Here is a 24,692-nt window from a genome sequence, read left to right as displayed (position 1 = left end):
CAGTCCGCGACACAAGTACGGAATTGCCAACTCAAGTGAGACGGCTGGCCCCGGATCCGTCTCAATGCACCTGGCAAAACCCCAGGTCGGCGTTGCCAACCGCAATCCAAATTGCTTGCGCGGGTTTGCCGTCCTCATCGCTCCAGGCCAGTTGGGAAGCGGGTTGTCTGCGCCCCTATCATTCAATGCATCAGTACTTAGGTACGGTCCATTGGGACGGCTGGGGCTTCTCCTTGACCCCGAAGCACCGGAAGACAGAAAAGCATATGCGGCTGACGAGAATTGCAGCCGTTGAAGTCATGGACCCATCTGACTATCGGGTGCTGGCGGTCCTGGTGAAGCGGTCAGCGCGTTTCCTGCCGGTGCGCCATCCGGGGAGAATTGTGTTCAGTAGTTTTTCCTTGCCCTCATTCAGTTCGGAGCGGCGGTGTTTGATGCGTTGGCTATGGAGCCACACGCCCAGGACCCGTTCTTGCTCGGTCTCGGCTTTCTTGTGACGGGGCCAATCGTTGCCGACGGCCCTGAAAGCGATGAGTTCAGCCAGGCGCTGGTGCCAGCGTGCTTCGTCGTCCGCATTGCGGGTAGACGGTCTGTCCCAGCCGGGGATGCCCCTGAGGCCTTCCCTGTAGATGAGGGAGAGGGTTCCCTGGGCGGCGTCCTGTTTGCGGCGGTGCAGCCACACGCCGATTGCCCGCTCCCGTGAAGAAGTGCCATGGGTGGAAGGGAGCCGGCCTTCAGCCGTATAGAAAGCTATGATGTCATTCATGTTCCGTACGCCGGCGGGGGAGTTCCTAGGAGCTGAGCCGGCAGCTCTGTTGTGTTCCTTACGTATGGACGGCTCGGCCTGAAAGGCAAGATGGAGATGGTAGCGGACCGTGCTGGCGGCTACCCCGGCCTCCGCGGCAATCTTCGGTGATGGAATGCCCTGCCGGTACATTTGAACCCATTCCGGGTGTGGGGCCCTTCGTTTAACTCTCGTCATCGTTGCCTTCTATCTTCCCCGGCTCTCTTTGATTCCGCCTCCACTCCTGCCCTCTCATCATCCAGACCTCGCAGTACCGAGAGCTAGTATCCAACTCGCCCAAGAGACATGACTTCTGGAACACTGCACGCGAAACGAGCCAATTCCCTCATTACTGTCGGGCCAGTCTAATGACTCCTTACTAAAACACCGGGGACTTTTGAAGGCTTCAGGGGCAAAGGGTCGGCCTATGGCGCGACGCTGTGAATTCTCTAGCGCTGTCAAAAGCCCCCGGCTAGTGCCATTGCCCCGCAGTAGTACGCACCCCTGGAGCGGCATGGTGTGAGCGGCCAGCTTCGTCCACCCTAATGAGCACTCTCGAGAACTGACGGCCGTCAACCTAGCAGTCGTGTTGAGGCTGTCGTTGTCGTGCAAAGAGGCCGGTCCCAAGTAGGGTCGTCGTCATGGCGGATGCGACAGCGCGTGAAAAACCAAAGACCATGAACTGGAGTCCCTCCGGACCGAGCCTGATTGTTGAAGGTGACAACTTGGCCGCACTCTGTTCGTTGCCGGATGAAACTTTTCGACTGATTTACATCGACCCGCCTTTCAATACCGGCAAGGCACAGGTTCGCCACTCACTGAAAACGATACGATCTGCTACTGGTTCTAGGCTAGGTTTCAAGGGCGAGAGGTACGAAACGGTTAAGGGCGCGAAGGTAGCTTACGACGATACCTTTGAAGACTATTGGTCTTTCCTTCAGCCACGTTTGACTGAAGCCTGGAGGCTGTTGACCGACGACGGCACCTTGTATTTGCATCTTGATTACCGAGAAGTGCATTATGCTAAGGTCTATTTGGATTCAATTTTTGGAAGTCAATGCTTCTTGAATGAGATTATTTGGGCTTACGATTACGGCGCAAGAGCCCGGAAGAAGTGGCCAACAAAGCACGACAATATCTTGATCTATGTGAAGAATCCTGACAACTATATTTTCAATAAACACGACGTTGATAGTGAACGGTATAAGACCCCCGGTCTGGCAGTTGAGCCGTCAGGCAGAGATTTTCTTCCTAGCGATGTCTGGTGGCACACTATCGTGTCCACAATGGGAAAGGAAAAAACGGGGTATCCTACGCAGAAACCAGAAGGCGTCCTCAGACGAATTATCCAAGCAAGTAGCAAACCAGGAGACTGGATTCTCGATTTCTTTGCAGGAAGCGGAACGACAGGAGCGGTCGCGCAAGCCCTCGGACGGAAATTTGTATTGATCGACCAAAATCCAGCGTCGATAGCGACTATTAAGGTCCGGCTCAGTCCTCATCTGCGAAGCTCTGGCGACACGCAGGAAACTGTTCAATTTTGCGCCTCTAGTTCACCAGAACGCCATCTCGCGGGATGACTATAAACGACTATGAGATCATGACCTCCGCTTCTGAAAAGCTTCTTAGGAATATCGCGCCAAACGATGCATGGTCGGGGAGTTCTTTCGAATGGATTCGCGGAGTTCCTTCGGCTACGAAGGGTCGGGTCGGTAAGGCCCTAATAACTGAATGGGCGCGCGCTGTCGGACTTTTTGTAGACGGAGCCCCCGATGGAAAAGGTGATCGTTGGATTAATGGGCACCTAATCCAGATAAAGATGTCTACCCTTTGGGACGCAGGGTTCTATAAGTTTCAACAAATTCGCGACCAAGACTATGCATATTGTCTCTGCCTGGGAATTTCACCTTTAAAAGTCCACGCATGGCTGCTGCCGAAAAGCGTAATCAAGCAGCATGTCATCGGACACATGGGGCAACACACAGGCTCAGGGGCTAGCGAAACGGCTTGGTTAGAGGTGCGCCCTGGCGCTGTCCATGAGTGGATGCGCCCATACGGAGATACTCTAGAAAGCGTGCGATCTACGCTGGAGAAAGTTCAGAAGTAGGCGATTCTCTTCGATGCGGATTTACCCTGCAGGCGAGCAAGATCGCGCGTCCCACCCGTCATCTCACCTTCGGGCGGAAGGCGTGGAATTGAGCGTCGGGTGATCATATGCGGCCGCTGCTGATTACTAGGCGCGCGAGTACACTCTGCGGCTATAGGCGCGAAGCAAAAGCCGAGAGACTGAATGAAATTTTGAAATGGTGGAGGGCACTAACCGGCTCCAGCCTTGAGTTGGTTGCAGGCTGTTAAAACGCGTGACGCAGTTGCGTAAGTCCAGAGTGATGGCTGGCCTTACTTTGAGGCCGAAGCACGAGCCGCCGACTCAAAGGGAATGACTTTGATTGAGACCGGCTTCGGAGACGGGGAATGGATGCTCACGGTCGAAGGATACTTGTTGCCGCGCGTTTGGTAATGCTCTCTGCTTGTTGAGGCGTCAGCTCACAGCTTGAAGATGACGGTCGACCAAATCGATTCCGATCTTAGCAGCACGGCTCTTAACGCCGAGAGCTTGGGCTATGGAAGTCCCGATTGCGCATGCGACAGGCGGTGGAAAGGCATTACCAATCTGGCGGTAAACCGAAGTCTTAAGTCCTGCAAACTGCCACTCTGGGGGGAAGCCCTGGACGCGGGCTACCATTTCGTTCGTCAGCCGCGGTACATGATTGTGTGGGGTTTCAGGTCCAGGCACTTCGTTGGCGATCCCCTTACCATCGACGCCCAGCTGCAGCCACGCTACCTTGGCCCTGGTGGGACCGAGGTCCGCGCCGCCGTGTTTTTTCGAGCCCCCGACAACTGTTGGAGCAATGTAGTTGGCCCTGGCTGCCCAAGCCTCTGCGCCCGGCCAGCCGCCGCTTTGCATCAATGGCAGCAAGATTTTTCCTACTGTCGGAGGTGTGCCTTGCGCCGAGGGCCACGAGAATTTCCTGAAGTGGCGCCGCTTCATTGCTACGAGGATGAACCGGGGGCGCAGCTGGGGGACACCGAATTCACTGGAATTGAATAGCTGCCAATCAGCGTCATAACCAAGCTTGTCGAGGGCATCCAAAATTGATTGCCGATACGGTGTGAATCGAGCAGAGGCCAAGCCCCTTACGTTCTCAAGCAGGACGGCGGTCGGCGAGGCTTCGCGGACGAGGCGAAGCGCCTCCGGGAAAAGGTCGCGTTCGTCATCAGCGCCCAGCTGTTTACCAGCAATGCTAAATGGCGGGCAGGGAACTCCGCCGGCTAGGAGGTCGACGCCTCGGTAGCCCTTACCACTGATTTCTCGGACGTCACCCTGATGTACATCCCATTCGGGACGGTTCAGCCGAAGAGTGGCCGCTGCGTCGACGTCGATTTCTACGGCCAGGGAATGTCCGAATCCGGCCTTTTCCAGCCCGACCGATTGACCACCTGCTCCGGCGCAGATTTCGAGCACGTTGAGCTGTGAGGAGGTGGCGATCATGTCGTCCATCATCTCATTGCATCGGTGGTGCTCCCGCTGTGCGACACGCGTCGTCGCACTGAGTATCGATCTCAAGTGGTCCTGAGAAGCGGTGCGCAGGAAGCTTTCAGGGGATCGGTCCGAGCCTGGTTAGCAGGTCATCGCGGTCCGCTTTTGAAAGCAGCCTTACAAGGGCCCATGCCTTATCAATTTGCTGCGGGGTCCTGTGTCCAACTCGTATCCACTCCGTTAGTGTCCGCATCTCAACAGGTGCGAGCAACGCCGCTGCTTCATATGCGGCACCACTCGAGTCGTTTCCTGCGAGGGGATTTCGGCACCGTTTGCATGTGGTCACATAACGTCCTGCTGGTCCAGCCCACCCGCACCAGGTAACGCTCAGTTGGCCGGAACGAGCAGGGTCATCGGTATACGTTTCTCCGGCACCTATGCCGCAGAACGCGCAGGCGAAGTTGTCCCTGGCGAGAGTTTCTCGGCGCTCACGGTCGCTGGCGCTGCGAGTGACATTGGATTTGTAGCTAGCTTCCCATACATGGCCGCCGATCTTGACCAGGCGAAGCTCGTCCACGGCCAGTGATCTTTCCTGCGCATATGTGGACAAGATCCATCCGTCTTGCCTTAGGTCCCGCATACGACGGTCGATTTGTTCAACTCCAGGAAAAGCCTCCCTTAGCTGAGCTTTGGTAAACACACCGCCTTCGCCAATTTGTGAGGCCAACCATAAGGCCGCTCGGGTGCGCGTCCCAGCGCTGCTCGTTCTCCAGTCCGGAAAGTTCATGTCGCCAATCATCTTTGATTCGGAGCGTTATAGGCAATGCAGGAGATGGTGTGTGCTCAAAACCCCCCGGCTGAAAGGTCGACGAGGGCAAGGACATAGGATGGGGTAGGGATATTAAGCTTAAGGGGACAACTGTGAGCAACCTTCCAGGGCGTGCGCAGGACAACAAGGCCATCATTGAGGAGCGGCTGGCGGCCAGCCGCTCGGCAGAGGGAGTCCAGGAGACTGTCTCGATTGAATGGCGTGGACGCTCGATGCACTTGCCGGTGATCTCCATGCCTGTGGAAATCCTGTACTACAACCCCGCAACTCACCGCATACGCGCCCAGCGGAGCATCGACAGGGCCAAAGACCAGGACTTGGACAATGATCCATATGGAGACCTGGGGCAGACGTACCTTCATCAGCTGCTCAAAGGCGACCCTACGAACCCTGAGTCCGTCGATCCCGCTTTTGATGCGCTCAAAGAGGACTTGAAGGTACACGGTCAAAGCGACCCGGGAATCATTACTCGGAGTGGAGTTCTGATAAACGGCAATACTCGGCGTGCGGCACTGTCGGAACTTAAGCAGGAGCACATGCGCGTCGGAGTTCTTCCGCCGGATGCGAGCCTGGATGATCTCCGTTCCATTGAGCTTGCTTTGCAGCTGCGGAAAGACTACAAACGCGACTACTCATTCATGAATTTTCTGCTGGCTATTGAGGAAAGGATCCTCCAGGGACGGCCAACCTCGGAGATCACGGCTGACTTCCGGATCAAAGCGGCGACTCTCGAACGCCACCTATGGATCTTGAGCCTCATCCGAGAGGCCATCGACAGAAGCAGAATCGTGGGTTCGGACGGTCAGCAAGTTTCCCTGCGTCTGGTGGATTTCGAAGAACAACAGGGGAAACTAGAAGAGCTCTACCGAACCTACTCGGCACTTAAGATAAAGGCACCTGATGAGGCCGAAGCTCTCAGAGAACAGCGGCTCTTGGCCATAGCCCTCAACAAGTCCAAGACAGACCTGCGGTTGATCGAATCAGATTTTGTGGGTAAGTACGCTAAACCTCTTATGCCGAAGCAGACGTCCAATGAGGCGACTACTGTCCGTATTCCTGGTACTCATTTGTCTGCGCCCGGCCCGAGCGCAGTGGTAGAGGCATTGAAAGCGTCCACCACCGCCGTACTCCAAGCGAAAGCCGCCACTCAACCTCATGTGGATGTATCCAGCAGCGAGCGGGTGGCAGCCCAGCAATTGCTGGCAAATACCCATAGTGCCCTTGACGATGGGTTGGATCTTGCCGGCCGCCAAGGCAGGGTCCTCAAGAGGAAACTGGCAGCAGCGGACCGGTTGTCCGATGCGAACGACGCTCTTGAGCTGGCTTTGGAGGCTGTCTCGAGTGCTAGAGCTACAGGAAATTTCAGTGTGTCCGATCTGGAAGATGAGATCGGAGCAATCCGTGAGAATCTCCACAAGCTTGCACAGATTGTCAGCCGTGGCCCCAGCGAACCGACGGACGGCGTCCGGTGGCTCCAGGCAATTGCCCGTGTAGAGATCGGGGCGGAAAACTAGAGTGCTCGACCTCCGGTTTTCTCTCACAGCAGGGAGGATTGATCTTTCGTGCGATGAGATTAATGCCCCTCATCTTCGGATGCTGTCGACACGTTTTTCGACAAGTCTGAGCTTGCATAAGACGTCGATCAGCATTGAGCTTGATGATTTCCTGGTTAACCTGCGTGAATTAGCGAGATGGCCCAGCGATGACGTTGATGTCCGTTGGGACAGCGGTCTTCTCAGACTCGTGGAAGGGAACGTTCAGGACTCCGCTCTGGTGGATGCTCGGCTCAGGGCCGAGGAAGTCGATCAGCTGCCGGCCCCCGTCCTTCCGCCCAATTGGGTTGCTCCGCTTACCCAGCACCAGACCCGCGATCTATCTAAGCTTATGGCGCTCAATCATGGAGCAAACTTCAGTGTTCCTGGTGCTGGAAAAACCAGGGCAAGCATGGCGATCTACGCGGCTCGTCGTGCCGGTGGGTCGATCGAACGCATGCTCGTTGTTTGTCCTAAATCAGCGTTCGAAAGCTGGGCGTACGAAGCCGGAGTCTGCTTTAGTGGCGACGCCATAACCACTTATGTATGGACTGGGGGCCCTCCTCCCGATGTCGACATTCTGCTGGTCAATTACGAACGCCTGCCAAATTCAATCCCGCCCCTTATTACATGGATGAAGGCTGCCTCCACCCTTTTGGTCTTGGACGAGGCGCACCGGATGAAACTTGGCAGTGCAGGAGCCTGGGGCAGCGCGTGCTTGACTCTTGGCCCATACGCGACGAATCGTCTGATACTGACCGGTACGCCGGCCCCGAACGGCTCTAGGGACCTAGAAAGCCTCTTTTCATTCGTGTGGCCAGGACAGGGCAGGGCAGCCGTCCAGCGGGCGGTGGCGCACGAGGATCTCTCCGTTGCCAGCCGAGCGCTCAAGCCACTCTTTACGCGGACAACGAAGTCCGAGTTGAACTTGCCCCCAGTTGAAGTATCGATCCGCCGAGTGGATCTACCGCCTCTACACCGAGAAATTTACGATGCGCTTCTTGGGCAGGGAAAGCTGGCTTCAGCCTCTGAGGCCGGAGATATGGCTGCACTGGGCAGGATCCTGCTGTACTTGTTGATGGCTGCCACTTCGCCTGCACTCCTTGCCGTTGGCTCGGACAAGCACGAAGCGCTGCCTTACCGGGTGCCTCCCTATCAGGTTCCCGAGAACACTTCTGCCATGGAGCTTCTTCGGGACTTGCCGCTCTACGAGCTCAACCCCAAGTACCAGCAAGTACGCAGCATTGTAGAAAAGAATGTTGCCAGAGGCAGAAAAACCCTTATCTGGTCGACGTTCGTTCGAAACCTTAAGTCGTTGGAAAGGATGCTGGCAGAATTCAATCCGGCGTTGATTCATGGCGGGACAATAAATCGGGAAGAGGAGCTCAGACGCTTCCGGGAGGACCCGGCCTGCGCCGTACTGTTGTCCAATCCAGCCACGCTGGGCGAAGGTGTCAGCCTCCATCACGAGTGTCACGACGCCGTCTATGTGGACCGTGATTTTTCTGCTGGCCGTTTCCTACAAAGTCTTGACCGCATCCACCGGTTGGGCCTGGCTCCATCCACCATAACCAAGATCACGGTCTTGGCCGCCTCTGGGACCATTGACGAGATAGTCGAAGATCGGCTTGCGCGGAAGCTGGAATTTATGGGCGGTATTCTTGACGATCCCAACGTGCGTGTTCTCGGTGACCTCGAAGAGGAAGTTGACGAATCTGTCGGAATGGACATGTCCGACCTGGCGGCCTTTACTACCTATCTGAACCGATGATTCCCGCCGAAGGAGTAATTATCGCAGCTGCTCGGTGGCTTGATTTGCTGGGACGTTCCAGTGAACTCCAAGCTTCTGTCCTTATCCGGTCCAACTCCAGATACACAGATTTGACTCCAACCCAATACTCCATTGCCCTCGAGTGGTTGCACTCATTGGCTTGGACGAACCTGCCGGAGGGCAGTTCAGGGCGTTCCCCAGCACTGGAGAAAATGACATCACAGGGCAGAAGGGAATACCTTCTGGCCAGTCTTTTGGAAGCCGCGGACCCTCCTTGGCTGGAAAATGCCGACGTGCTGGTTCACAGCAGTGATGACCTGCCGCAGGACATAGAGAGATGGTCCGATTTGCTGGGGCTTCCGGCCAGTTCAGGGTTACGTGTCGTACGCAGGATAAGCGGAAAGATAGATCTAGCCCGGCGAGCACAGGTTGGGAGCGCAGGAGAAATCGCGCTGTGTAGGCTCCTCGAGGCCAAGTGGCCCAGCGCGATCAATCACGTGGCCGAAATGGATGACGGGTTCGGGTACGATGTCTCAGCTTCCATCCAAGGAGTTGAATGGCACCTCGAAGTGAAATCTACTACTCGTAGAGGTCGACTTACGTTTTTCGTCAGCCGTCACGAGTTCGAGACTGGGTTGGCGGACAAGCAGTGGAAGTTGCTTGTTGTGGGCTTAGACGATGAGCTCAGAGCCAGCTGCGTCGCCGAGGTGGACAAATCAGCGTTGAAAAGGTTTGCCCCAATAGATCGAGCGACGTCAGCAAGCTGGGAAAGCGCGAGATTTGACGTGGGAGAAGGCCATCTCATTCCTGGTTTGGCGTTTCTCCGTTGGGACGAAGCAGATATGAGGACGCACAGATTGCTCGCCCTAGGCACACGGTGCCAGGGCCCAGCTTTCGCTTGGATGCCAAAAGAAGTTTGTTCAGGTGAAGGAAGGTCATCAGTTTGAACGCTAAACCCTATATGTTGCTAAGCGATGACGGCAGCAGTCCTTTCTGGATTTTCGATGACAACGCACGAGTTCAACCCCACTCGAGCCCTAGTGCAGGATCTCCAAACTCACTTGCGGGGGTAATTTGTGAGCAGACTACGGGCGGATTCAGGAGCGCATTATGCATTTCTACAACAAGCCGACAAGCAGCCCTTTCTGAAGTTCACGACACCATGACGCTAACGAAACTGAACAGCGGAGCCAGACTGGCCATCATGAAAGACAGGGTCTGACTCCTAGCAGGCGCCTAACCTTCCGAAGTCTCCATGAGTGATCCTTCGTCTGGCATTTCGTCGGACGCGATTCGCTGAGCCGTGACCCTGTATGCCTGCTCGATGTAGTCCTCGAGGTCTTGCGCAGCCACACGCCACATGCCGCGGCCACCGATCTGCAACCCCCGCAACTCACCCAACTTTAACAACTGACGGACAGTCGGCGAACCAACGGCCAGCTCCTCGGCGACCTGCTCGATGGTCAAGAACCTCGGGCGTTTCGGCGTTACATCATCAGCCACCCGACAACCATAACCAAAAACAGTGTGAAGTCAGGCTCAGGCGTCGCTGTCGTAAAGCTGTCTCTGATTCCTTGCGTTGTAAGACCGCATTTCCATGTCGCTCAGACACTCCGCCCGCGTTCTCAACTGGCGGTCTGGGCGGGCATTAGGATGACGAGCGGGCTCCCGGAGCGGTTAAGCCACAGAGCCTGGACCGGTATTCTTCAGCGAAACTATTACGAGGAGTTACTCTTTGATACCTGACGGTTATGAGCTTGATAACCAGATCAGCAGCACCCAATCCGCTCAAGTCTGGCTGGCAAGAAACCCTTCCGGTTCGTCCATAGTGCTCAAACTGGCAGCAAACAACTCTCGCGTCGAACGACGATTCAAGCGTGAGATCGGTGCGATGCAGCTTGCAGCAGGTCCTCATGTCATGCCGGTTCTGGACTGCGACGATTCGTACAGTTGGTATTCGATGCCAGTCGCGGCTCGAACCTTGTACGACACTGGAGTGCCGACGGCCTTCGAAGAGTGCTTGCTGGTCTTAAATGCCATCACCGTGGCGCTCAATCCGATTCATGCCAAGGGGCAGGTGCACCGCGATCTAAAGCCACAGAATATCTTGTGGCTGGAGGATGAAGTCGGCGCGCGGTGGGTTGTGGCTGATTTCGGGATCGTTCGAAATCCTGCCGGACTTACCACTGAGCAACTGACTCGCATCAACGGCTTAACGGGAACCGAAGGCTGGGCTGCGCCTGAGCAGCATGATGATGCTCACGAGTCAACGATCACAGCCGACGTATACGCGGCGGGTGCCATCCTCTCGTGGATGCTGACCGGAAAACGCCCAAGCTTCGGCCACGTCAAGCTTGTCGACGAACCGCAGCTGAGGGCGGTGCTCCGACGAGCGACAAACGCAGATCCGGCTGGCCGCTATTCGAATCTTGAGTACTTTCTGAAGGCTGTCAGAGATTCGGTTATTGCGAGTACCGCTAGCCTCGAATCTCTTGTGCAAGCAGGTGATTGGCCACGAGTCAGTTCCTACGTCGGTCAGCCAAATCGGCTCACTCGATCCGTTGATGGGCTTCCAAAGCTGCAGCAGCCACAGGTACATGACTGGTTTCACGCAGATCGCACTGGTCTGGCTGCGGCTGTCAGCGATGCGTTGGATGACCTGGCTGGCAATACTCGCGGTCTGCCATTCGATGCCATCGACAAGTTCCTGACTTGGGGCGTGATTGTTCTTCGGGTTCTGATCAACGAAGGTGAGTACGATGCCGCCGAGCGGGTTGCGACCGCATTATTTGGAGCAACTGCTAACATACATCAGTTCAAGCCAGCGAAGGTGATCCTCGATTGGCTGACAGGTCTAAACAAGCCGGCACAGCGGGCGATGGAGACCGCGCTGCACACTTCCTCGTCGTGGGACTTTTTCAAGCAGCAGGCAAGCGACAGGTGGGAATCGAAGGGTGAAAGTGACTTGGTGCAGCGACTACGAGAGGACTAAATCGGCACCCTGATCGCTGTGGCCTCGCTGCCTAAAGCGGAGCACCTCCGCCTCAAGGCATCGAGCAATACCGAGCCGGCAGACAGATTCAAGTGAGCGCCGACGTTGACCCCGACTACATTGAGCAGCGAGCTGACCTACCTGCACGGCGTCCCCGTCGGCGAAGGAACGCCGGTGCCCGAGGACCTCGATGCGATGGGCAGTGTTCCGCAACACCGGATCCTACCCAACGGCCCTCCAGTCCACGGGGGGCAATGAGACCGCCCGCAAAGCTACAGCGCCCTCGGGAATCCGGCGCCCCGGAAAGAGTGTCGCGTACTGTTTCCGGTACATACTGCGCCCGATGAGGCGGTAACCAAGGCCGACTGGGGCGGGGATCTCCTTGAACATTTCCTTCTGGTCTTGGCGTGGATTCGTGGCCAACACCATGCCGAGGTAGCCCACCAGGAACTTCTTGTCGAGCTGATCGATCCCGCACTTCGCGGCCTCCTGCATTTCCTTCTCGGTCAGCACCCTGTCCACCACGGGCATCACCTCGGTGACTTCGCGGCGCAGGTGGACGTTCAGGACGGCCTTCTGGTCCTCGCAGCGCGCAGCAAGTTCCCGGCCAGCATCTGCGTCCGCCGTCTCCATCCAGCGAAGGCGGAGCGGCTCGATGCTCTCGAGCCGCTGCGTCACCTGCCGGTGCTGCTCAAGCATCTGCCTACGTGCAACGCACACGCCGGTGCCCTTTCCGCGAGCTGCGGGTACATGCTCTGGTCCTCGCCCTCGTGGTGCGCATGATATGGCTGGGCCTGATGGCGCAGAATGGCGGGCCGCGCCCGGTCGGAGCGGGTGCAATGGTGACCCAACCATTTTGTGGTTTTGTAACGAATGGTGACCGTTCGGGGCGGAGAACCATTTTTGACAGACCCCTCCTGTAGGTTGAGCAAGTGAACGATGACGACGACGCCGCACGCGAAGATGAAGTCGACGCAAATCCAGTGGAAGACGAGTCTGGCGTTTTCGCCACCCTCAAACTGGATGGTGCACGATTCAACGGGGGAAGACTGCCAATCGACGCATTAGTCGAATTGCAGCGGTACAGGGAATTGATCCTCGAAGCGGCCAAGCTGGCGTGGCGTGAGGCTAATCCTGGAGAAGAAGTCCCGGCTGACTTTTCCAGTGAGTTTGATTTGGCTGTTACTGAAATTGAGGACGGCAGCGCTGTTCCGGTAATGGAAAAAACGCGATCTGCTTACGACAGTTTTTACGATGCCGGGCGCCTCGACGTCGAAGCGCTTTTTGCGGACATAGTCAATCGCAACTTTGGTGTCATTCTCAATGACAGCGGACAAGAGAGTGCCGCTTACCAGGAATCGCCGTCGGTCGGTGGGGACCAGGATGGGGACGCTACGCCGCCCGACGAGGTAGGTCCAGGCGACGAGGCCGATGCAGAATCAGAGGATGAAGAGGAAACGACTAGGCAGTCGAAACAACGACTGCTATCGAGCCTAGCGTCACTCGATGCCTTCCGAGATTTCGGTTCGAGCCTCCGCGAGGAAGACTCGTTGCTATTGTCCGGTACCGAAACGCATGAAGAAGTCTGCATCACATCTGAGACTGCACCGAGGGTTTTTCGCCCGATCTTCGAGCGGCTGGCGCTTGAGTTGGTAGAAACTGAAGAAGAGGCGCCGGAAAGGCGCAAGTACACCTCAACAGTGGCTGGCCGCCTGATCGCGGTCAATGCTGAAGCCAGAAACTTCAAGATCAAGACCCTGCTCTTCGGTCAGGTGCACGGGCGATACAAGGAAGCCGAGAGGCTGGAGGACCTGAAGAAAGTCCTCGAATCGAACGCTCAAGCTCCTCTCATTCGTGTCACGGGCCGAATGAGCTGGCTAGGTGACCATCTAAGGCAGATCCTCAACGTGGATGAGGTTGAACTGCTCGAAATTGAGACGGAGCCCTGGTCGAGACGGATAGTGGAACTCGCCAGCCTTGCAAAGAATTGGCATCCAGAACTCGGTAAGAGCCCACTTATCTCGTTCGTTGCAATCGATGCCGCGCGGGAGGTGCTGCGAGCCACGCAGGAGAGCGAGATTTCACCGGGCATCTATCCCGGCGAAGACGGAGGCGTAATTGTTGAATGGGGTTCTCCGCAACGAGTTGTGACGCTCGAAATTTCTCCTGAACTCGACTTTTTCCTGTTCCATCTTGATGTGGTCTCCGGCGAAGCAATTGAGTTCGACCCCGAGGACCTATCAGAAGTAATTGAGCGAGTCGGGGAGGCTCTGTCGTGACTGATTTTGTGAAGCTCGTTTCTTGCGAAGCTGAGTTGCTCCAAGACGAAGGCGAAGACTTGTTTCGCCAGATACCGGCTCACCACTGGGATAGCCAAGTGGGGCGCCCCCGCGCCGCTGCTTTTGGACCAAGCGACGCAGACAAGGGCAAGGTATCGTACTCGCGATCCACTGAGGTCACGGCTGACGAAAGCCGCGCCTGGCACAACGGTAATGCGAGATCCGCCTCGATGGGTGTCTACAAAGTCACAGTAGACGAAGTGGTCAAAGCGTCGCTCCGTGCCGTCGATGACAGTGGGTGTCCCGTTCCTCTCGGCGACAAACGTGCGCCGGGACATTGCTTTGTCGATTTCCAGCACGTTATCGACGACAAAAAGGAACAAAGACGGTTGCGCGGCCTCCTTTATGCGCACGCTTTGAAGTGGGGAGAAATAGAGTCTCAGTCGGCATGAGGTGATGACGTGTTTCCAGTCGCCTGGAAGGCTAAACTGGCCCGTCTCGCGGCCTACGAAGTAGTTCCTGGGCTTCTGAAATAGGCGCTTTTCACTGAGGCATTTAGCGCCGTGACCGCGTTACCTTGCAGCCATGTCGAAAGAAGCAACGAGAGCTAAGCGCCTGGCCACGCGTTAGAGCCGGAAAGGCCATGGCCCCGATAACAGCCGAAGCTGCGATCGGGGCCATGGCCCCTTGCGTGTTGCTGGTCTACCGCCGCGGACTGCCTAAGCCCGTGCCTTCGCGCGACCCTGGTGAGGACCAGTGCCAAGGCCACCATGCCGACGCCGAGCAGCAGGTGCAGGCCGTTGTCGAAGCCGTTCAGCGGCACGAAGTTCCCGGCTGAATCCTGGGAACCACCAGGCCATATACGAACAGAACCAGCTAGATGATGCCGCCGTAGAGCAGGTACGAGCCGGCGCCGCCGACGGTCTTGGCCAGGACGATGCCGGCCGCGCCGAACAGCAGGTGGACAATGTTGTGCAGGGCCGAGACCTGGAAAGGCCCAGCAGCATGGCCTCGGAGTGGTGGCCGGCGAGGTGCAGCTGGTCGAAGTTGGCCGTGATGCCCGGGACGAAGCCCAGGACCCCGGCCAGTAGGAACACGGCACCCACAGCCAACGATGCCTTCTGGACGTTGCTGCGGGCCGCGATGCCGGTGCTGGTGTGTGTTGCCATGGTGATCTCCTGAATGCGCTGTGGTCCTGGGCCGGCCGGTTTCTTAATGCCAACCCAAGGGGTTATGCCAGCTATTCGGTCGATATCGCATATCGGTGAACCAAGCGATCGCTGCTCACGCTAAATGGGGCGTAGACGAGATCAACGCGCGTAGCGCTGGCTTAGCAGAAAAGATCATTGAGCTGTGGCCAGGCCCTGACGAGAGCATCACAGCTGTGGGCGACGAGCCGTCAGCGCTTCGCAGCCAAGTTGCTGCGATCGTCGCCGAAATCCCGGCGGGGCGTTGGAGTACGTACGGCGACGTCGCGATCGTGGCTGGCACCTGGGCCCAGCCGTTGGCTGCGATAGTGGCGACCTTCCCTATGGCCAACGCTTGGCGAGTCCTGCAGAGCGGGGGACGATCTCGCCTGGTTTTCGTTGGACTGAGCCTGGCCGCGACGACGACCCGCGCGTGGTGCTTGAGGAAGAAAGGCTCCGGTTCGATGCGGAAGGACACGGGGATCCCGAGCAGTTCATCGGCGCTGAGGAACTCGCGGAAGCCGCCGGCCTCGACGTCGACGAGGACGTGATTGCCGCACGCCGCCGGAAGGTCAGGCCTCCCTCCAGGGCCGGGCGGGAAGTGTCCGTGAAGGATGCCCAACGTGCGTTCTTCGAGCGGGTACGTGACTATGGCCTTGAACACGCAACGAACATCGATACTTGGCGCGAGCCCTATCCGCAAAACTGGTACGACGTTAGCCTTGGAGACTCCCGTGGGCAGATCTTGCTCACGGTCAACTCCCAGAGGAAACTTGTCACCACGCTGTTCTGGATCAACCACGACAAGGATCTCTTCGCGAAGTTACTTGCCCAGCGCGACGCCATCGAAGCCGACCTCGGTTTCAGCCTCGAATGGGATGACAAGCCCGACCGCAAGGCATCCAAGCTCGTCATCAGTCGTCCGGGCGACTTCCTGGACGACACTCAGTCGCAAGAACTCGTGGAGTGGCTCGTGCCGACGGGAGACACGTTCGCGCGGGTCTTGTCGAAGTACTTGTAAAGGCCTTCGACAAGGGGCGATCGTAGTGGACAGGCTGGAGCCCGGCAAGCAGTTACGCCCCTGCCGCAGCGGAACGGCTCCTCATATCGTCCACTGGCACCGGGCACGTAGCCTCACGTTCTCGTGCGGCGTCGGGCTGGTGAAAGTGCGGCCCACACGCTGACGAGCTGGCCGGTACGGAACCCATCTCGGCCCTAACAGGGCGAGACTGGGTGCTCATGCGGAGGAGACGAAGGGGAGTCCCCGGCGGGCAGGGCCTGGGCGGTCGGCAGCGCGTCACCGCCTGCCACACCGGCGCCACCTCCTTCGGGGCCGCGTTCCAGCTGCCTTATTAGGCATTGAGTATTCCCAGCCGCAGGTGCAGACTGACGAATAACCGGCCATGGAGGTCTAGTGCAGCCGACTGGATTATCTCCGGCAGGGGGAATGCCCAGCTCCAGTCCACCGGAGGCACTGCTATGAGTGACATATTGATTCGGCAGACCGACGGAACCTGGCGCGAGGCGGCATACGCGGGGTATGCCTTGGAATCAGATCTGCAGGCCATACTCGCTGCGCATCCGGACCTGATCCCTGGTGTTGGCAAGGGCGCTAGGACATGCCGTGAGTTTCAATCCGAGGTCGGTCCAGCGGACGTTGTGGTTGTCGGTGCCGACGGAGACGTGACACTGGTTGAATGCAAGCTGGCGGCTAACCCGCAGGTGAGACGAGAGATCGTCGGGCAAATGTTCGACTACGCATCGCGGCTATGGAAGATGGATGTTGACGACTTCGCCGCACGATGGCAAAGCCGCACGCACGAATCCCTCTTCGGTGAAGACTCGGAGGACGGATTTCCTCTTCGAGAGGCGCTTGCACGGAACCTTGCGGAGGGAAGGTTCAGGATCGTATTGGCCGTGGATGCGATCAACACGGCGCTGAAGAGAATGGTGGAGTACCTCAACTTCATGTCCGGTCCAAACACTTCGGTGGTCGCCGTTGAATACTCACGCCTCACACAGGGAAGTATCGAAATACTGGCGCCGCGCATCTACGGGCAGGAACTGGCTGAAGTTAGGACAGGGGCGAGCAAACCTGCGGCTGGCGACCAGGTGGTGTGGGACGTCGGGACCTACCGCGCGTGGCTGGAGTTGAATGACAGCGCGAGCATCGAAAACTTTGACCTGTTCGTCAGCGAAGCGTCCGACGCGGGGCTGGCTTTCATCGGTTCAAAAGCCCACTTTCCGGCCGCTCATCTGGAGATCTTTGACGGGAGGCGTCGGCGGCTGGGGACCGTTTCGCTCTTTTACTTCACTGGTCAACGCACGTCGGTGGAGTTCGACTTCACGAGACTCTCCCGAGTGTCCACTTATGAGATGCCGGACACGTCTGTCCTGCGCGAGTTCGTTGATCAATTAGGACAGGCTGCAGGGCTAAACGAGTTGGCGGAATCGTTGCGCTCGTCACAGTTCGCCAGCCGGCGGCCGAATGTCCCCATTGCAGGGCTATCGCGGGAATCCATTCGCCAAGCTTTCGTTGCCCTTGGCGTCCTCACCGGTTGACGGGCAGGCATCGGTCGGTCGAGTCGAGGCCTGGGTTCTTTCCGACACCTCCCGGCGGACGCCCGGGAAGAAGAACCTGTGCAGATGGGGTCCATGGGCCGGCGCGGGGGAAACCTAAGTGAAAGGATCGGGTGGACGTATCAAGGTGCTGGACCCCAGCAGGGCGTCCCTTCTGCAGCCGGTGCTCCCGCCGCAGCTCCAGCACCTCGGACACGTCGTGCAGTTGCCGCGGGCTGTGCCGATCCGGGTTGATCAGTTGGCGCCTCCCAACCAAAAGCATGCTCTGGTCCAACCGTTCCCTTGGTGCTTCACTGGAAGCCATGGCGCCGGCCCGCCAGTACCGGCGCATCAAGGGGGATCCACATGCGAAAGATCACCCTAATGACGTCAGTAGCCGTTGACGGATTCTTCGAACGGCCAGGCCGTGATATCAGCTGGCACCGTGTGGACGAGGAACTGCTCCAATACATCAACGATGACCTGGGTTCGAAGGGCGGGTTCCTGAGTGGGCGGATCACGCACATTTCTGGCCCACGGCCGACCAGGCTCCGGCCATCACCCCGGCTATGGTCGAATTCGCCGGAATTTGGCGCGACATGCCCATGTTCATCTTCTCCCGGACCCTAAACAACAGCGGACTGGAACACGACGGTGATCCACGACGTCGTGCCTGAACAGATCGCGGAACTGAAGGCGCGGCCCGGCGGTGACCTGGTGCTGAGCGGCCCCAACCTGGCCCAAACCCTTCATGCGGCTCGGCCTGATCGACGAATACCTGCTCTACGTCCACCCCGTGGTGGTGGGCGAGGGACAGCGGCTGTTCCTGTCGCCGGACGTCACGGTGAACCTCACGCTGATCGGAACGCGGGCCTTTGGCAACGGGGTGGTCCGGCTCCACTACGGGTGCGGCCAGGACTAGCAACAGCGTGGGATGCAGTAGGTGCATCTCCTCCCGGTCCCGGCCAACGAATAGCCCGCGTGGACGACTACATCGTCTTGGGTATCGGTCGTCCCGGGAAGAGCGTCGCGTACTGTTTCCGGTACATCCTGCGCCCGATGAGACGGTAGCCAAGTCGGACCGGGGCGGGAATCTCCTTGAACATTTCCTTCTGTTCCTGGGGTGGATTCGTGGACAACACCATCCCGAGGTAGCCGACCAGGAACTTCTTGTCGAGCTGATCGATCCCGTGCTTCCCGGCCTCCTGCATCTCCTTCTCGGTCAGCACCCTGTCCACGACGGGCATCACTTCGGTGACTTCGCGGCGTAGGTGGACGTTGAGGACGGCCTTCAGGTCCTCGTAGCGCTCCGCGAGTTCCCGGCCAACTTCGGCGTCCGCCGTCTCCATCCAACGAAGGCGGACCGGCTCAATGCTCTCGAGCCTGTCCGTCACCTGCCGGTGCTGCTCAAGCATCTGCGCCACGTGCAACGCACACGCCGGTGCCCTTGCCGCGAGCTGCGGGTACATATTCTGGTCCTCGCCCTCGTGGTGTAAGTGGAGCACCTTGTCGAAGTTCCCCAACACTTCGCCCACGTACGCGGCGCGGGCGGTGTCACCGGCAGCGGCGGAGCGCACCAGGCCAGGCGCCTCGTCGTACGCCCACAGGAAAAAGCGGTGGATGCGCCGCATGCCGGCCGTTCCCGCACACAGGACTGGTCCTTGTGGCAAAGGCGCTGCGGTTTCGCCGGGCTGCATGGTGAAGAAGTCAGTCATTGGATTGCTCCTAACGCTAGTCAGTGCGACCAGGACCTCTCCCCGCCAGCATCTTAACGTCTGCCCCCATGCGGCACAATCGCAAGAGTCGGCCCCGGCTTACTCCGACCAGCCGGTGACCCAAGGCGTTAGGGGAGCGGCTGCCGTTCGCCGACGCTGACGGATGCGTCGGGCGCGAGGTAGTCCCGACGTCGTCGTTCCAGTCTTTCCTGTTTACTCGGCGAAGGAACTACTGCCCCTTTCGTGCGATTGCATCTGGCGCAGGCCGCAACGAAATTATCGAGGGTGGTGGATCCGCCTTTGGACCACGGGTAGAAATGGTCGCCGTGCTCAGCCGGCCGGGAACAACGGCGCCGGAACCCTGCTTCCATCTCACACCGGCCGCCTGCCCGTGCCATGCCCTCACGTCGCTGCTGCCGGTTGAACCGCCGGACTGGGTCCCGGCGTCGGACGTCCTGGGCGCGGATCACGGCCGCCGCGATGGTCAGGGCGACCGCGACCATACCAGGCAGGGCGATAGCGGCCAGCACGCCATAGAACATGCCACGAAAGATGTCGCCGACCGAAGAGACGCTGTGACCGGCGCCGGCGTTCACCTTCGGCATCAGCGCCAGCATAATGGATGCGGCCAACCACAGGATCGCAGCCGAGTAGGCCAAACGCAGGGCCTGGCGGCTCCAATAGATACGCTTCAGTTCCACCATCGAGTTCCCCCATAACTTCGCTCTGCCCGACTTCGTATTTTTCTAGCATTCGAGGCAGGCCAGCCGACGACGGCATTTTGAAAAGCTATCGTCGACCGGCCTGCTGCGGATGGATTAGCAGGTCATCACTCGCATCCCACGCCGTCGCCATCCCTGTCGAGACCATAGATGTCAGATCCGACGACGGTGACAGGTCCGCGCACGTACGCGGGACCATTGCCGCTCCCTCCGGCGCAATCGACGTCGGACGCAATCGGGACACATGCGCCTGCATAGTTTCGGTCGCATCCGCTAGGGGCTACGGGGGCGGCAGGCTTTACGGGCGCCTGGACTTTCGCCGCCGCTGCCGCCGCCGCTGCGGCTGCTGCGGCCTGCTGGCGCGCCGCCTCCTCGGCTGCAGCCTGTTGGCGCCCCGCCTCCGCAGCGGCCTGTTCCTGTGCCGCCTTCGCCGCAGCGTCCTGCGCTGCCTTGTCGGCGGCTGCCTTCTCAGCTGCGGCCTTCTCAGCCGCCGCGCGCGCGTCCGTTACCCGTTTCGATTCCGACTGCTCCATCCACAGCAGAGTCCCTGCGTCGCTTTTCGTGCAGATGAAGACCTTGGGCGAGTACTGCTCGGTCGCGCCCCCGGTGACGCAGGAGGAAGAGGCGGGGGCGGTTGGAGTGGATGTTGGCGTCGCCGTCGAGGATTCCGACTTGCTGGCCAGAGCAGTCGTGGACGAGGCTGCCTGTTGACCGCATGCCGTCGCTGAAATGACCATAACAATAGCTACAGCCGCACCAGCCACTCGACGTCGAGAAATCCATGAATTCGCTGAGGTTCCGGCCACCCCGTTGTTGGCCGGATTTGGCGCGTGATTGTGCCGAAAACGTGTATTCATTTGTTGCCCCCAAATTTCAAAAAATGATGCGAATTACTCGCCGAATCGTAGGCCCGTAAGGTGAAGCGAAACGGGTCATGAGCATTACAAAAGCCATGTGAGACCGACGCCGTTGTCATGCTCCGGGGCCTGGTCATCACTGCGGAAGACCAGGGCCAATGGCCGCAATTCTGGCCCTCCTGCCTCAAGGCCTCCGCAGTTTCTTCCCAGCTTTGGCGCAAGGAACAACCGAGCCTGGATCAAATTCGCCTTGCTTCACTGTCAGCTGACACGAAAGCGTCCGATGCAGCGTAAGAAATTGGGACCAGAAGGCAGCAAGGCGCTCGGCGTCCACAGCGCTGACCTTTATCGAAGCGATGTACGACGGGGAGCGGGCTGGAGTTCAATGGCCCGGCAGTGTCAGGGGTTGGTACGAGGTACCTGTCACCGTCCAGTCGCAAGGCCCTCGTTGATTGCGTGCGCCAGTTCCTGCGGAGCGGTCACGTGCGCCAGGTGGTCTTGGCCGGCCAAGATTGTGACCCTGCCGACGTCTAGGGTTTCCATAAACTTGTCAACGCTCGGACCGTATGGTGGGCGGTTCCTGCTCAGTTCGCCTGCGATCAACGTTGTAGGAGTAGTCCATGCTGGTGGGACAGTGAGAACGAATTGGTTGATTGCCTGCAGCTCGGCAGCGGCCGGCTCTGTTAGCTGCATGAGCTTAGGCCACGCTGGGCCAGCCCGGAGTGTCTGAACATGCGCTTGGGAATAGCCGGAGAGATCAACATTGATGATTTCGACCGCAGCGTCTAGGTCGCCGGCGCTGATGGCTGCCGCCACGAGCGGCAGCGCCTCGAGGCCGAAGGGGTGTGCGACCGGCTCGTAAAGGACGAGCGAGCGAACATTGGCACCTTGTCGAATAGCCTGAACCGCTATGAGACCGCCGTAGCTGTGCCCAACTAGGTCAACCGGACCCTCAAGAGTCGACAGCCACCGCAAGAGGTCCTCCACCTCCGTCTCGACTCCATACCCTTCACTCAGGGGACCGCTCGGGACGCGGCCTCGGCGATTGAGCACGAAGACTGGACGCTCGGGCGATACTTTTTCGGCTACCTGCTTCCAGGCAGAGGCGTCCGCGATGACCCCGTGCACGATGACGATCGGGACTCCTTGTCCAGGACGGACAAGTGCGGTGAGCGTTCCGTCCCTAGATTCGACCGTCACAGCGCTGAACTGCCCGGCAGTACCAGAATCATCCATTCGTTCCCCCACGCTGGTCATCCCTCCATCCTCTCCGTCCAACGCTTCTTCCACCAATCTCAAGACATCGGTGTGTAGTACCGGCCGAGCGGTCACGGTGAGGCCCCGGCGACCCGGCGGTCCGTGTCAAAGCCGGGTGCCGCCGTCGTGCCCTGAAACTACCTGGGCCACCCGCATGGCCTCGGAATACCTCGGCGCGAGTCAGGTCACCGGGGGTGCAGACTCCCTAAAAGAGTGCTGGCAGCCAGCCGCCCGGGCTCCCGCAAGGCCAGTAACTACACCTCCGGCGTCAGTTACCGGCGGCGGTGGCCGTGGTCCTTCCGCCGTCGGCCGTGAAGGTCACGGAAACCGGCTGGCCGCCGGCAACGGTGATGTGGGCGACCGTGCTGGCAGCCGCCGGCAGGAACGCGGCGACGGGAACGGCGAACTTGTCGGGATCACGGCCGATAATTTGCGCGGGCTGGCCCGATGGCGTGGTGATGCCCTGGATTCGCACATCGTAGACAGTGCCCGGGCCGTCGTTACGGACGGTCACTTCCCAGGTGCTTGTCCCGGCGCCGGTGAACGTCCTGACCATGGACGCTTCTAGCCGGGCGGACTCCGAAGGTGCACCCTCGTCGACTTCAAGGACGAGGGTATCCCAACCAAGGCCCTTCCCTGCCGGCGCCGGAGCGCCATGGGTGAAAGTGATGCTGTTCTCGCCGGCAACGAGCAGCTCCGCCGGAAACGACAGGACGGCGGTGCGGGGATAGCCGCTGCGGTCAGCCTGCCGGGCGATGGTGGAGTCGTTGTTCCCGGGAAGGGCACCCGAGACGGCGGAGCTGTTGCCGTTGACTGCCACCGACGGGGCGCCTCCCTGCTGCATGGCGGTAGCCACTGTGAGGTAGGCGGTTCGCTTGAACGCACGGTCCAAGTTGAACCGTACTGTCCAGGTGCCGTTGTTGGTCTGCGCGTAGTACCAGTCCGTTGGCTCCCAGCTCTGGCCGATGGTGAACGTCAGGTCGGCCGGAATCAAGGAGGGCTTCGCGTAGCCTCGCGGCTTGCCCATCACCGGTGAGTTGGTGGCCAGGGCGTACTCCCCGGCGCTCCGGTCAGAGCGCCCGATCTGCCAAAGGAAGGTGCCATGCGCTGTAGGAGTCCACGTGATCTCGCCGAGGTCCTGCGAACGTCCAGAGACGACGACGCCGAGACGGCGGTACAGGTCAGTGACCGAGCCCTCCGCAGGCTGGATGTAAAGGACATATGAGCCAGGCGCCGTGCTTCCTGGCTTCCACGCCTGCGGGATGCCGGGCAGCTGGAAGCGTCCGTCGCCGTCGGTCTTAACAAAGTAGGTGGGTTCGGCGATCGGGAAGACACTCTCGCTGTCCTGGGTGGAGAGGATGACGTGGAAGTCCGCGGCAGGGCGCCCGTCAGTGAGGCGGACGCGTCCGGTGATTGTGGTGCGGTCACTCGGCGACGGGTAGAGGGGATCGGCCATCCAGGCTGCCCCGTCCCTGTGCTCGCTGATCTCCGCCCGGGCAGTGCGTGCAGCCTGCGCGATCAACGCATCAGGTTCGGACGGGTCGGCCACGGTGAAGAAGGTCAGCCAGGGCCCGTACAGCCGCTTGTAACCCGCGGGTATCGGGTAGGCGGGCTCGCCGTAGTGGTTGCGGGAGAAGTAGTTCAGGATCAGGGCATCCTGGTGGATTGCCAGGTCCTGATGCTGGGGACCGGCGCCGTAGAAGGCACAGAGCGTGTCCTCCGTGACACCGCCGAGCGGTGTGAACCAGGCTCCGAAACCGTGCCCGAAGTGCCCGAACATGGGGTTCTCATGGTGGTAGAGGCTCCAGTCGTACTTGCTGTAGACAGAGCCCGCAGGCAGGTTGCCGGAGTTGCTGTTCGGGCTGGGAAGGTCCGCCCTATTGGCCCCGTCCACACGCCAGGTCTCGTCCTGCACGCTTTGCTGCGCGGCCAGGTAGGCGTACGTTGGCTGCTGCCCTGCACCCCGTTCCCAGTTGTACGCATGATCCAGCAGGCTGCGGTCCCACCTGGTGTTCATGCGCACTTCATTGATGACGGTGTCCGTCACGGCCGTCATGATGTCGTAGCCATAGATGCCGCGGCGGCCGGCCCTCATCACCAGGTGGTGCTCGTGGCGCAGCGGAGTGCTGGTGGTATCCACGAAAGCCACCTCGACCAGTCCAGGCTCGGCCCGGAGAACGTCCACCCGGGAGCACACCAGCCGGGTCTTTCCTCCCGAGGCGTCCACATAAAAGGAGTGCTGGCGGTCCGGGTCACGCGGGTCCACACCGTTCAGGTTATGCGCCAGCTCCGTCCCGTCAACCACAATCGAGGTCGCCGTGATCGAGACGTCTGGCCAGCCGGTAAGCACCCCGGCATCGTCCCTGCCAAAGGTGGCGCGGACCAGGCCGTTGTCCAGGACCAGCTCGGGCACCGCGGCGGGAAATGCGTAGCTTCCGACCTTGGCCGGCACTCCGCCGATCAGGACCTTGACGCCCTGCCCTTCCGGCGTCGCCGCGGCTGCGGCACCAGCGCCCGCGCTCCCGGCCAGGACGGCGCCGAGTGTGACTCCTCCAAATGCCTGGACTGCGGTCCGCCGGGTGATGCCCTTTGCCTGCACCGGGTGCACCTGATCTGACGTCATTCCTGGCTCCTCATTGAGTTTTTCGAAACTGTTTCGCTGGGGGAAGC

Annotated in this window: 20 protein-coding genes and 1 pseudogene; 11 read left to right on the top strand and 10 right to left on the bottom strand. The window is 59.4% G+C overall.

The features are described 5' to 3' along the window. Positions 1-313: 313 nt before the first annotated feature. A complete protein-coding gene (locus QFZ40_RS14845) occupies positions 314-766 on the bottom strand; it encodes a helicase associated domain-containing protein (RefSeq protein WP_306905345.1) in 453 nt (150 codons plus the stop codon). A 659-nt stretch (positions 767-1,425) separates the two neighbouring features. Here QFZ40_RS14845 and QFZ40_RS14840 point away from each other — a divergent pair. Beyond that, positions 1,426-2,364 (top strand): DNA-methyltransferase, encoded by a 939-nt coding sequence (locus QFZ40_RS14840; protein WP_306905344.1) that lies wholly within the window; start codon positions 1,426-1,428, stop codon positions 2,362-2,364. A gap of 959 nt (positions 2,365-3,323) precedes the next feature. Here the strand turns inward: QFZ40_RS14840 and QFZ40_RS14835 are convergent. Next, on the bottom strand, positions 3,324-4,343 hold the full coding sequence (locus QFZ40_RS14835) for a DNA cytosine methyltransferase (RefSeq protein WP_306905343.1): 1,020 nt from the start codon (positions 4,341-4,343) through the stop codon (positions 3,324-3,326). Positions 4,344-5,243: 900 nt separating this feature from the next. On the opposite strand from QFZ40_RS14835, the gene QFZ40_RS14830 reads away from it, so the two are divergent. Genes QFZ40_RS14830 through QFZ40_RS21720 form a run of 3 tightly spaced genes read left to right on the top strand, consistent with a single transcriptional unit; the run spans position 5,244 to position 9,401 of the window. Next, positions 5,244-6,665, top strand: a complete 1,422-nt coding sequence (locus QFZ40_RS14830; RefSeq protein ID WP_306905342.1) for a transcriptional regulator — start codon at positions 5,244-5,246, stop codon at positions 6,663-6,665. 1 nt (position 6,666) lies between these two features. Further along, a complete protein-coding gene (locus QFZ40_RS14825; RefSeq protein WP_306905341.1) occupies positions 6,667-8,454 on the top strand; it encodes a DEAD/DEAH box helicase in 1,788 nt (595 codons plus the stop codon). Next, on the top strand, positions 8,451-9,401 hold the full coding sequence (locus QFZ40_RS21720; protein ID WP_373427438.1) for a DUF3883 domain-containing protein: 951 nt from the start codon (positions 8,451-8,453) through the stop codon (positions 9,399-9,401). Before QFZ40_RS14825 ends, QFZ40_RS21720 begins: the two co-directional genes overlap by 4 nt. Positions 9,402-9,690: 289 nt before the next feature. On the opposite strand, the gene QFZ40_RS14820 is transcribed toward QFZ40_RS21720, so the two are convergent. After that, positions 9,691-9,957 carry a helix-turn-helix domain-containing protein gene (locus tag QFZ40_RS14820; RefSeq protein WP_306905340.1) on the bottom strand — a complete coding sequence of 89 codons (267 nt, stop codon included), beginning with the start codon at positions 9,955-9,957 and terminating at the stop codon, positions 9,691-9,693. Between the two features lie 232 nt (positions 9,958-10,189). On the opposite strand from QFZ40_RS14820, the gene QFZ40_RS14815 reads away from it, so the two are divergent. Continuing rightward, on the top strand, positions 10,190-11,446 hold the full coding sequence (locus QFZ40_RS14815) for a serine/threonine-protein kinase (protein ID WP_306905339.1): 1,257 nt from the start codon (positions 10,190-10,192) through the stop codon (positions 11,444-11,446). A gap of 222 nt (positions 11,447-11,668) precedes the next feature. Here QFZ40_RS14815 and QFZ40_RS14810 read toward each other — a convergent pair whose 3' ends face one another. Further along, positions 11,669-12,166: a hypothetical protein gene (locus QFZ40_RS14810; RefSeq protein WP_306905337.1), complete on the bottom strand. Its 498-nt coding sequence runs from the start codon at positions 12,164-12,166 to the stop codon at positions 11,669-11,671. Between the two features lie 212 nt (positions 12,167-12,378). Between QFZ40_RS14810 and QFZ40_RS14805 the strand changes: the two genes are divergently transcribed. The 3 genes from QFZ40_RS14805 to QFZ40_RS21715 all read left to right on the top strand — a co-directional run bounded on the left by QFZ40_RS14805 (position 12,379) and on the right by QFZ40_RS21715 (position 14,563). Continuing rightward, entirely contained in the window at positions 12,379-13,725 is a 1,347-nt protein-coding gene (locus tag QFZ40_RS14805; RefSeq protein ID WP_306905336.1) for a hypothetical protein, read from the top strand. Continuing rightward, complete coding sequence (locus QFZ40_RS14800; protein ID WP_306905334.1) at positions 13,722-14,177, top strand: hypothetical protein; 456 nt, start codon at positions 13,722-13,724, stop codon at positions 14,175-14,177. The genes QFZ40_RS14805 and QFZ40_RS14800 overlap by 4 nt, the downstream gene beginning before the upstream one ends. A 191-nt stretch (positions 14,178-14,368) precedes the next feature. Then, positions 14,369-14,563 (top strand): hypothetical protein, encoded by a 195-nt coding sequence (locus QFZ40_RS21715; protein ID WP_373427437.1) that lies wholly within the window; start codon positions 14,369-14,371, stop codon positions 14,561-14,563. A 38-nt stretch (positions 14,564-14,601) separates the two neighbouring features. Here QFZ40_RS21715 and QFZ40_RS21710 read toward each other — a convergent pair. After that, a pseudogene (locus tag QFZ40_RS21710) lies at positions 14,602-14,894 on the bottom strand (DUF4383 domain-containing protein). Between the two features lie 451 nt (positions 14,895-15,345). Between QFZ40_RS21710 and QFZ40_RS14790 the strand changes: the two are divergent. The 3 genes from QFZ40_RS14790 to QFZ40_RS14780 all read left to right on the top strand — a co-directional run bounded on the left by QFZ40_RS14790 (position 15,346) and on the right by QFZ40_RS14780 (position 18,393). Beyond that, the gene (locus QFZ40_RS14790; RefSeq protein ID WP_306905332.1) at positions 15,346-15,933 is read left to right on the top strand and encodes a DUF4268 domain-containing protein; all 588 of its coding nucleotides are present in this window, start codon (positions 15,346-15,348) and stop codon (positions 15,931-15,933) included. A gap of 458 nt (positions 15,934-16,391) precedes the next feature. Further along, positions 16,392-17,474: a hypothetical protein gene (locus QFZ40_RS14785; RefSeq protein WP_306905329.1), complete on the top strand. Its 1,083-nt coding sequence runs from the start codon at positions 16,392-16,394 to the stop codon at positions 17,472-17,474. A gap of 748 nt (positions 17,475-18,222) precedes the next feature. Next, positions 18,223-18,393: a dihydrofolate reductase family protein gene (locus QFZ40_RS14780; protein WP_306905328.1), complete on the top strand. Its 171-nt coding sequence runs from the start codon at positions 18,223-18,225 to the stop codon at positions 18,391-18,393. 67 nt (positions 18,394-18,460) lie between these two features. On the opposite strand, the gene QFZ40_RS14775 is transcribed toward QFZ40_RS14780, so the two are convergent. The 5 genes from QFZ40_RS14775 to QFZ40_RS14755 form a co-directional block, all read right to left on the bottom strand. Further along, positions 18,461-19,186, bottom strand: coding sequence for a hemerythrin domain-containing protein (locus QFZ40_RS14775; protein WP_306905327.1), 726 nt, complete (start codon positions 19,184-19,186; stop codon positions 18,461-18,463). A gap of 128 nt (positions 19,187-19,314) precedes the next feature. Continuing rightward, positions 19,315-19,890, bottom strand: a complete 576-nt coding sequence (locus tag QFZ40_RS14770; protein ID WP_306905326.1) for an HNH endonuclease — start codon at positions 19,888-19,890, stop codon at positions 19,315-19,317. A gap of 125 nt (positions 19,891-20,015) precedes the next feature. After that, positions 20,016-20,645: a hypothetical protein gene (locus QFZ40_RS14765; protein ID WP_306905325.1), complete on the bottom strand. Its 630-nt coding sequence runs from the start codon at positions 20,643-20,645 to the stop codon at positions 20,016-20,018. A 543-nt stretch (positions 20,646-21,188) separates the two neighbouring features. Next, positions 21,189-22,022: an alpha/beta fold hydrolase gene (locus QFZ40_RS14760; protein ID WP_306905324.1), complete on the bottom strand. Its 834-nt coding sequence runs from the start codon at positions 22,020-22,022 to the stop codon at positions 21,189-21,191. Between the two features lie 268 nt (positions 22,023-22,290). Then, positions 22,291-24,645 (bottom strand): polysaccharide lyase family protein, encoded by a 2,355-nt coding sequence (locus tag QFZ40_RS14755; RefSeq protein WP_306905323.1) that lies wholly within the window; start codon positions 24,643-24,645, stop codon positions 22,291-22,293. Positions 24,646-24,692 lie beyond the last annotated feature (47 nt).

Origin of the sequence: Arthrobacter pascens (assembly GCF_030816475.1) — a bacterium.
Taxonomy (GTDB): domain Bacteria; phylum Actinomycetota; class Actinomycetes; order Actinomycetales; family Micrococcaceae; genus Arthrobacter; species Arthrobacter pascens_B.
This window is presented reverse-complemented; position numbering and strand designations above follow the sequence as displayed.

Excerpts from the sequence above, each read along its gene's own strand:
- QFZ40_RS14845 (WP_306905345.1), bottom strand. The coding sequence starts at position 766 with ATGAATGACATCATAGCTTTCTATACGGCTGAAGGCCGGCTCCCTTCC.
- QFZ40_RS21715 (WP_373427437.1), top strand. The coding sequence starts at position 14,369 with ATGGCCCCGATAACAGCCGAAGCTGCGATCGGGGCCATGGCCCCTTGC.
- QFZ40_RS14840 (WP_306905344.1), top strand. The coding sequence starts at position 1,426 with ATGGCGGATGCGACAGCGCGTGAAAAACCAAAGACCATGAACTGGAGT.
- QFZ40_RS14755 (WP_306905323.1), bottom strand. The coding sequence starts at position 24,645 with ATGACGTCAGATCAGGTGCACCCGGTGCAGGCAAAGGGCATCACCCGG.
- QFZ40_RS14770 (WP_306905326.1), bottom strand. The coding sequence starts at position 19,890 with ATGGTGGAACTGAAGCGTATCTATTGGAGCCGCCAGGCCCTGCGTTTG.
- QFZ40_RS14765 (WP_306905325.1), bottom strand. The coding sequence starts at position 20,645 with ATGGTCATTTCAGCGACGGCATGCGGTCAACAGGCAGCCTCGTCCACG.
- QFZ40_RS14775 (WP_306905327.1), bottom strand. The coding sequence starts at position 19,186 with ATGACTGACTTCTTCACCATGCAGCCCGGCGAAACCGCAGCGCCTTTG.
- QFZ40_RS14760 (WP_306905324.1), bottom strand. The coding sequence starts at position 22,022 with ATGACCAGCGTGGGGGAACGAATGGATGATTCTGGTACTGCCGGGCAG.
- QFZ40_RS14835 (WP_306905343.1), bottom strand. The coding sequence starts at position 4,343 with ATGGACGACATGATCGCCACCTCCTCACAGCTCAACGTGCTCGAAATC.
- QFZ40_RS21720 (WP_373427438.1), top strand. The coding sequence starts at position 8,451 with ATGATTCCCGCCGAAGGAGTAATTATCGCAGCTGCTCGGTGGCTTGAT.
- QFZ40_RS14785 (WP_306905329.1), top strand. The coding sequence starts at position 16,392 with ATGAGTGACATATTGATTCGGCAGACCGACGGAACCTGGCGCGAGGCG.
- QFZ40_RS14780 (WP_306905328.1), top strand. The coding sequence starts at position 18,223 with ATGCGGCTCGGCCTGATCGACGAATACCTGCTCTACGTCCACCCCGTG.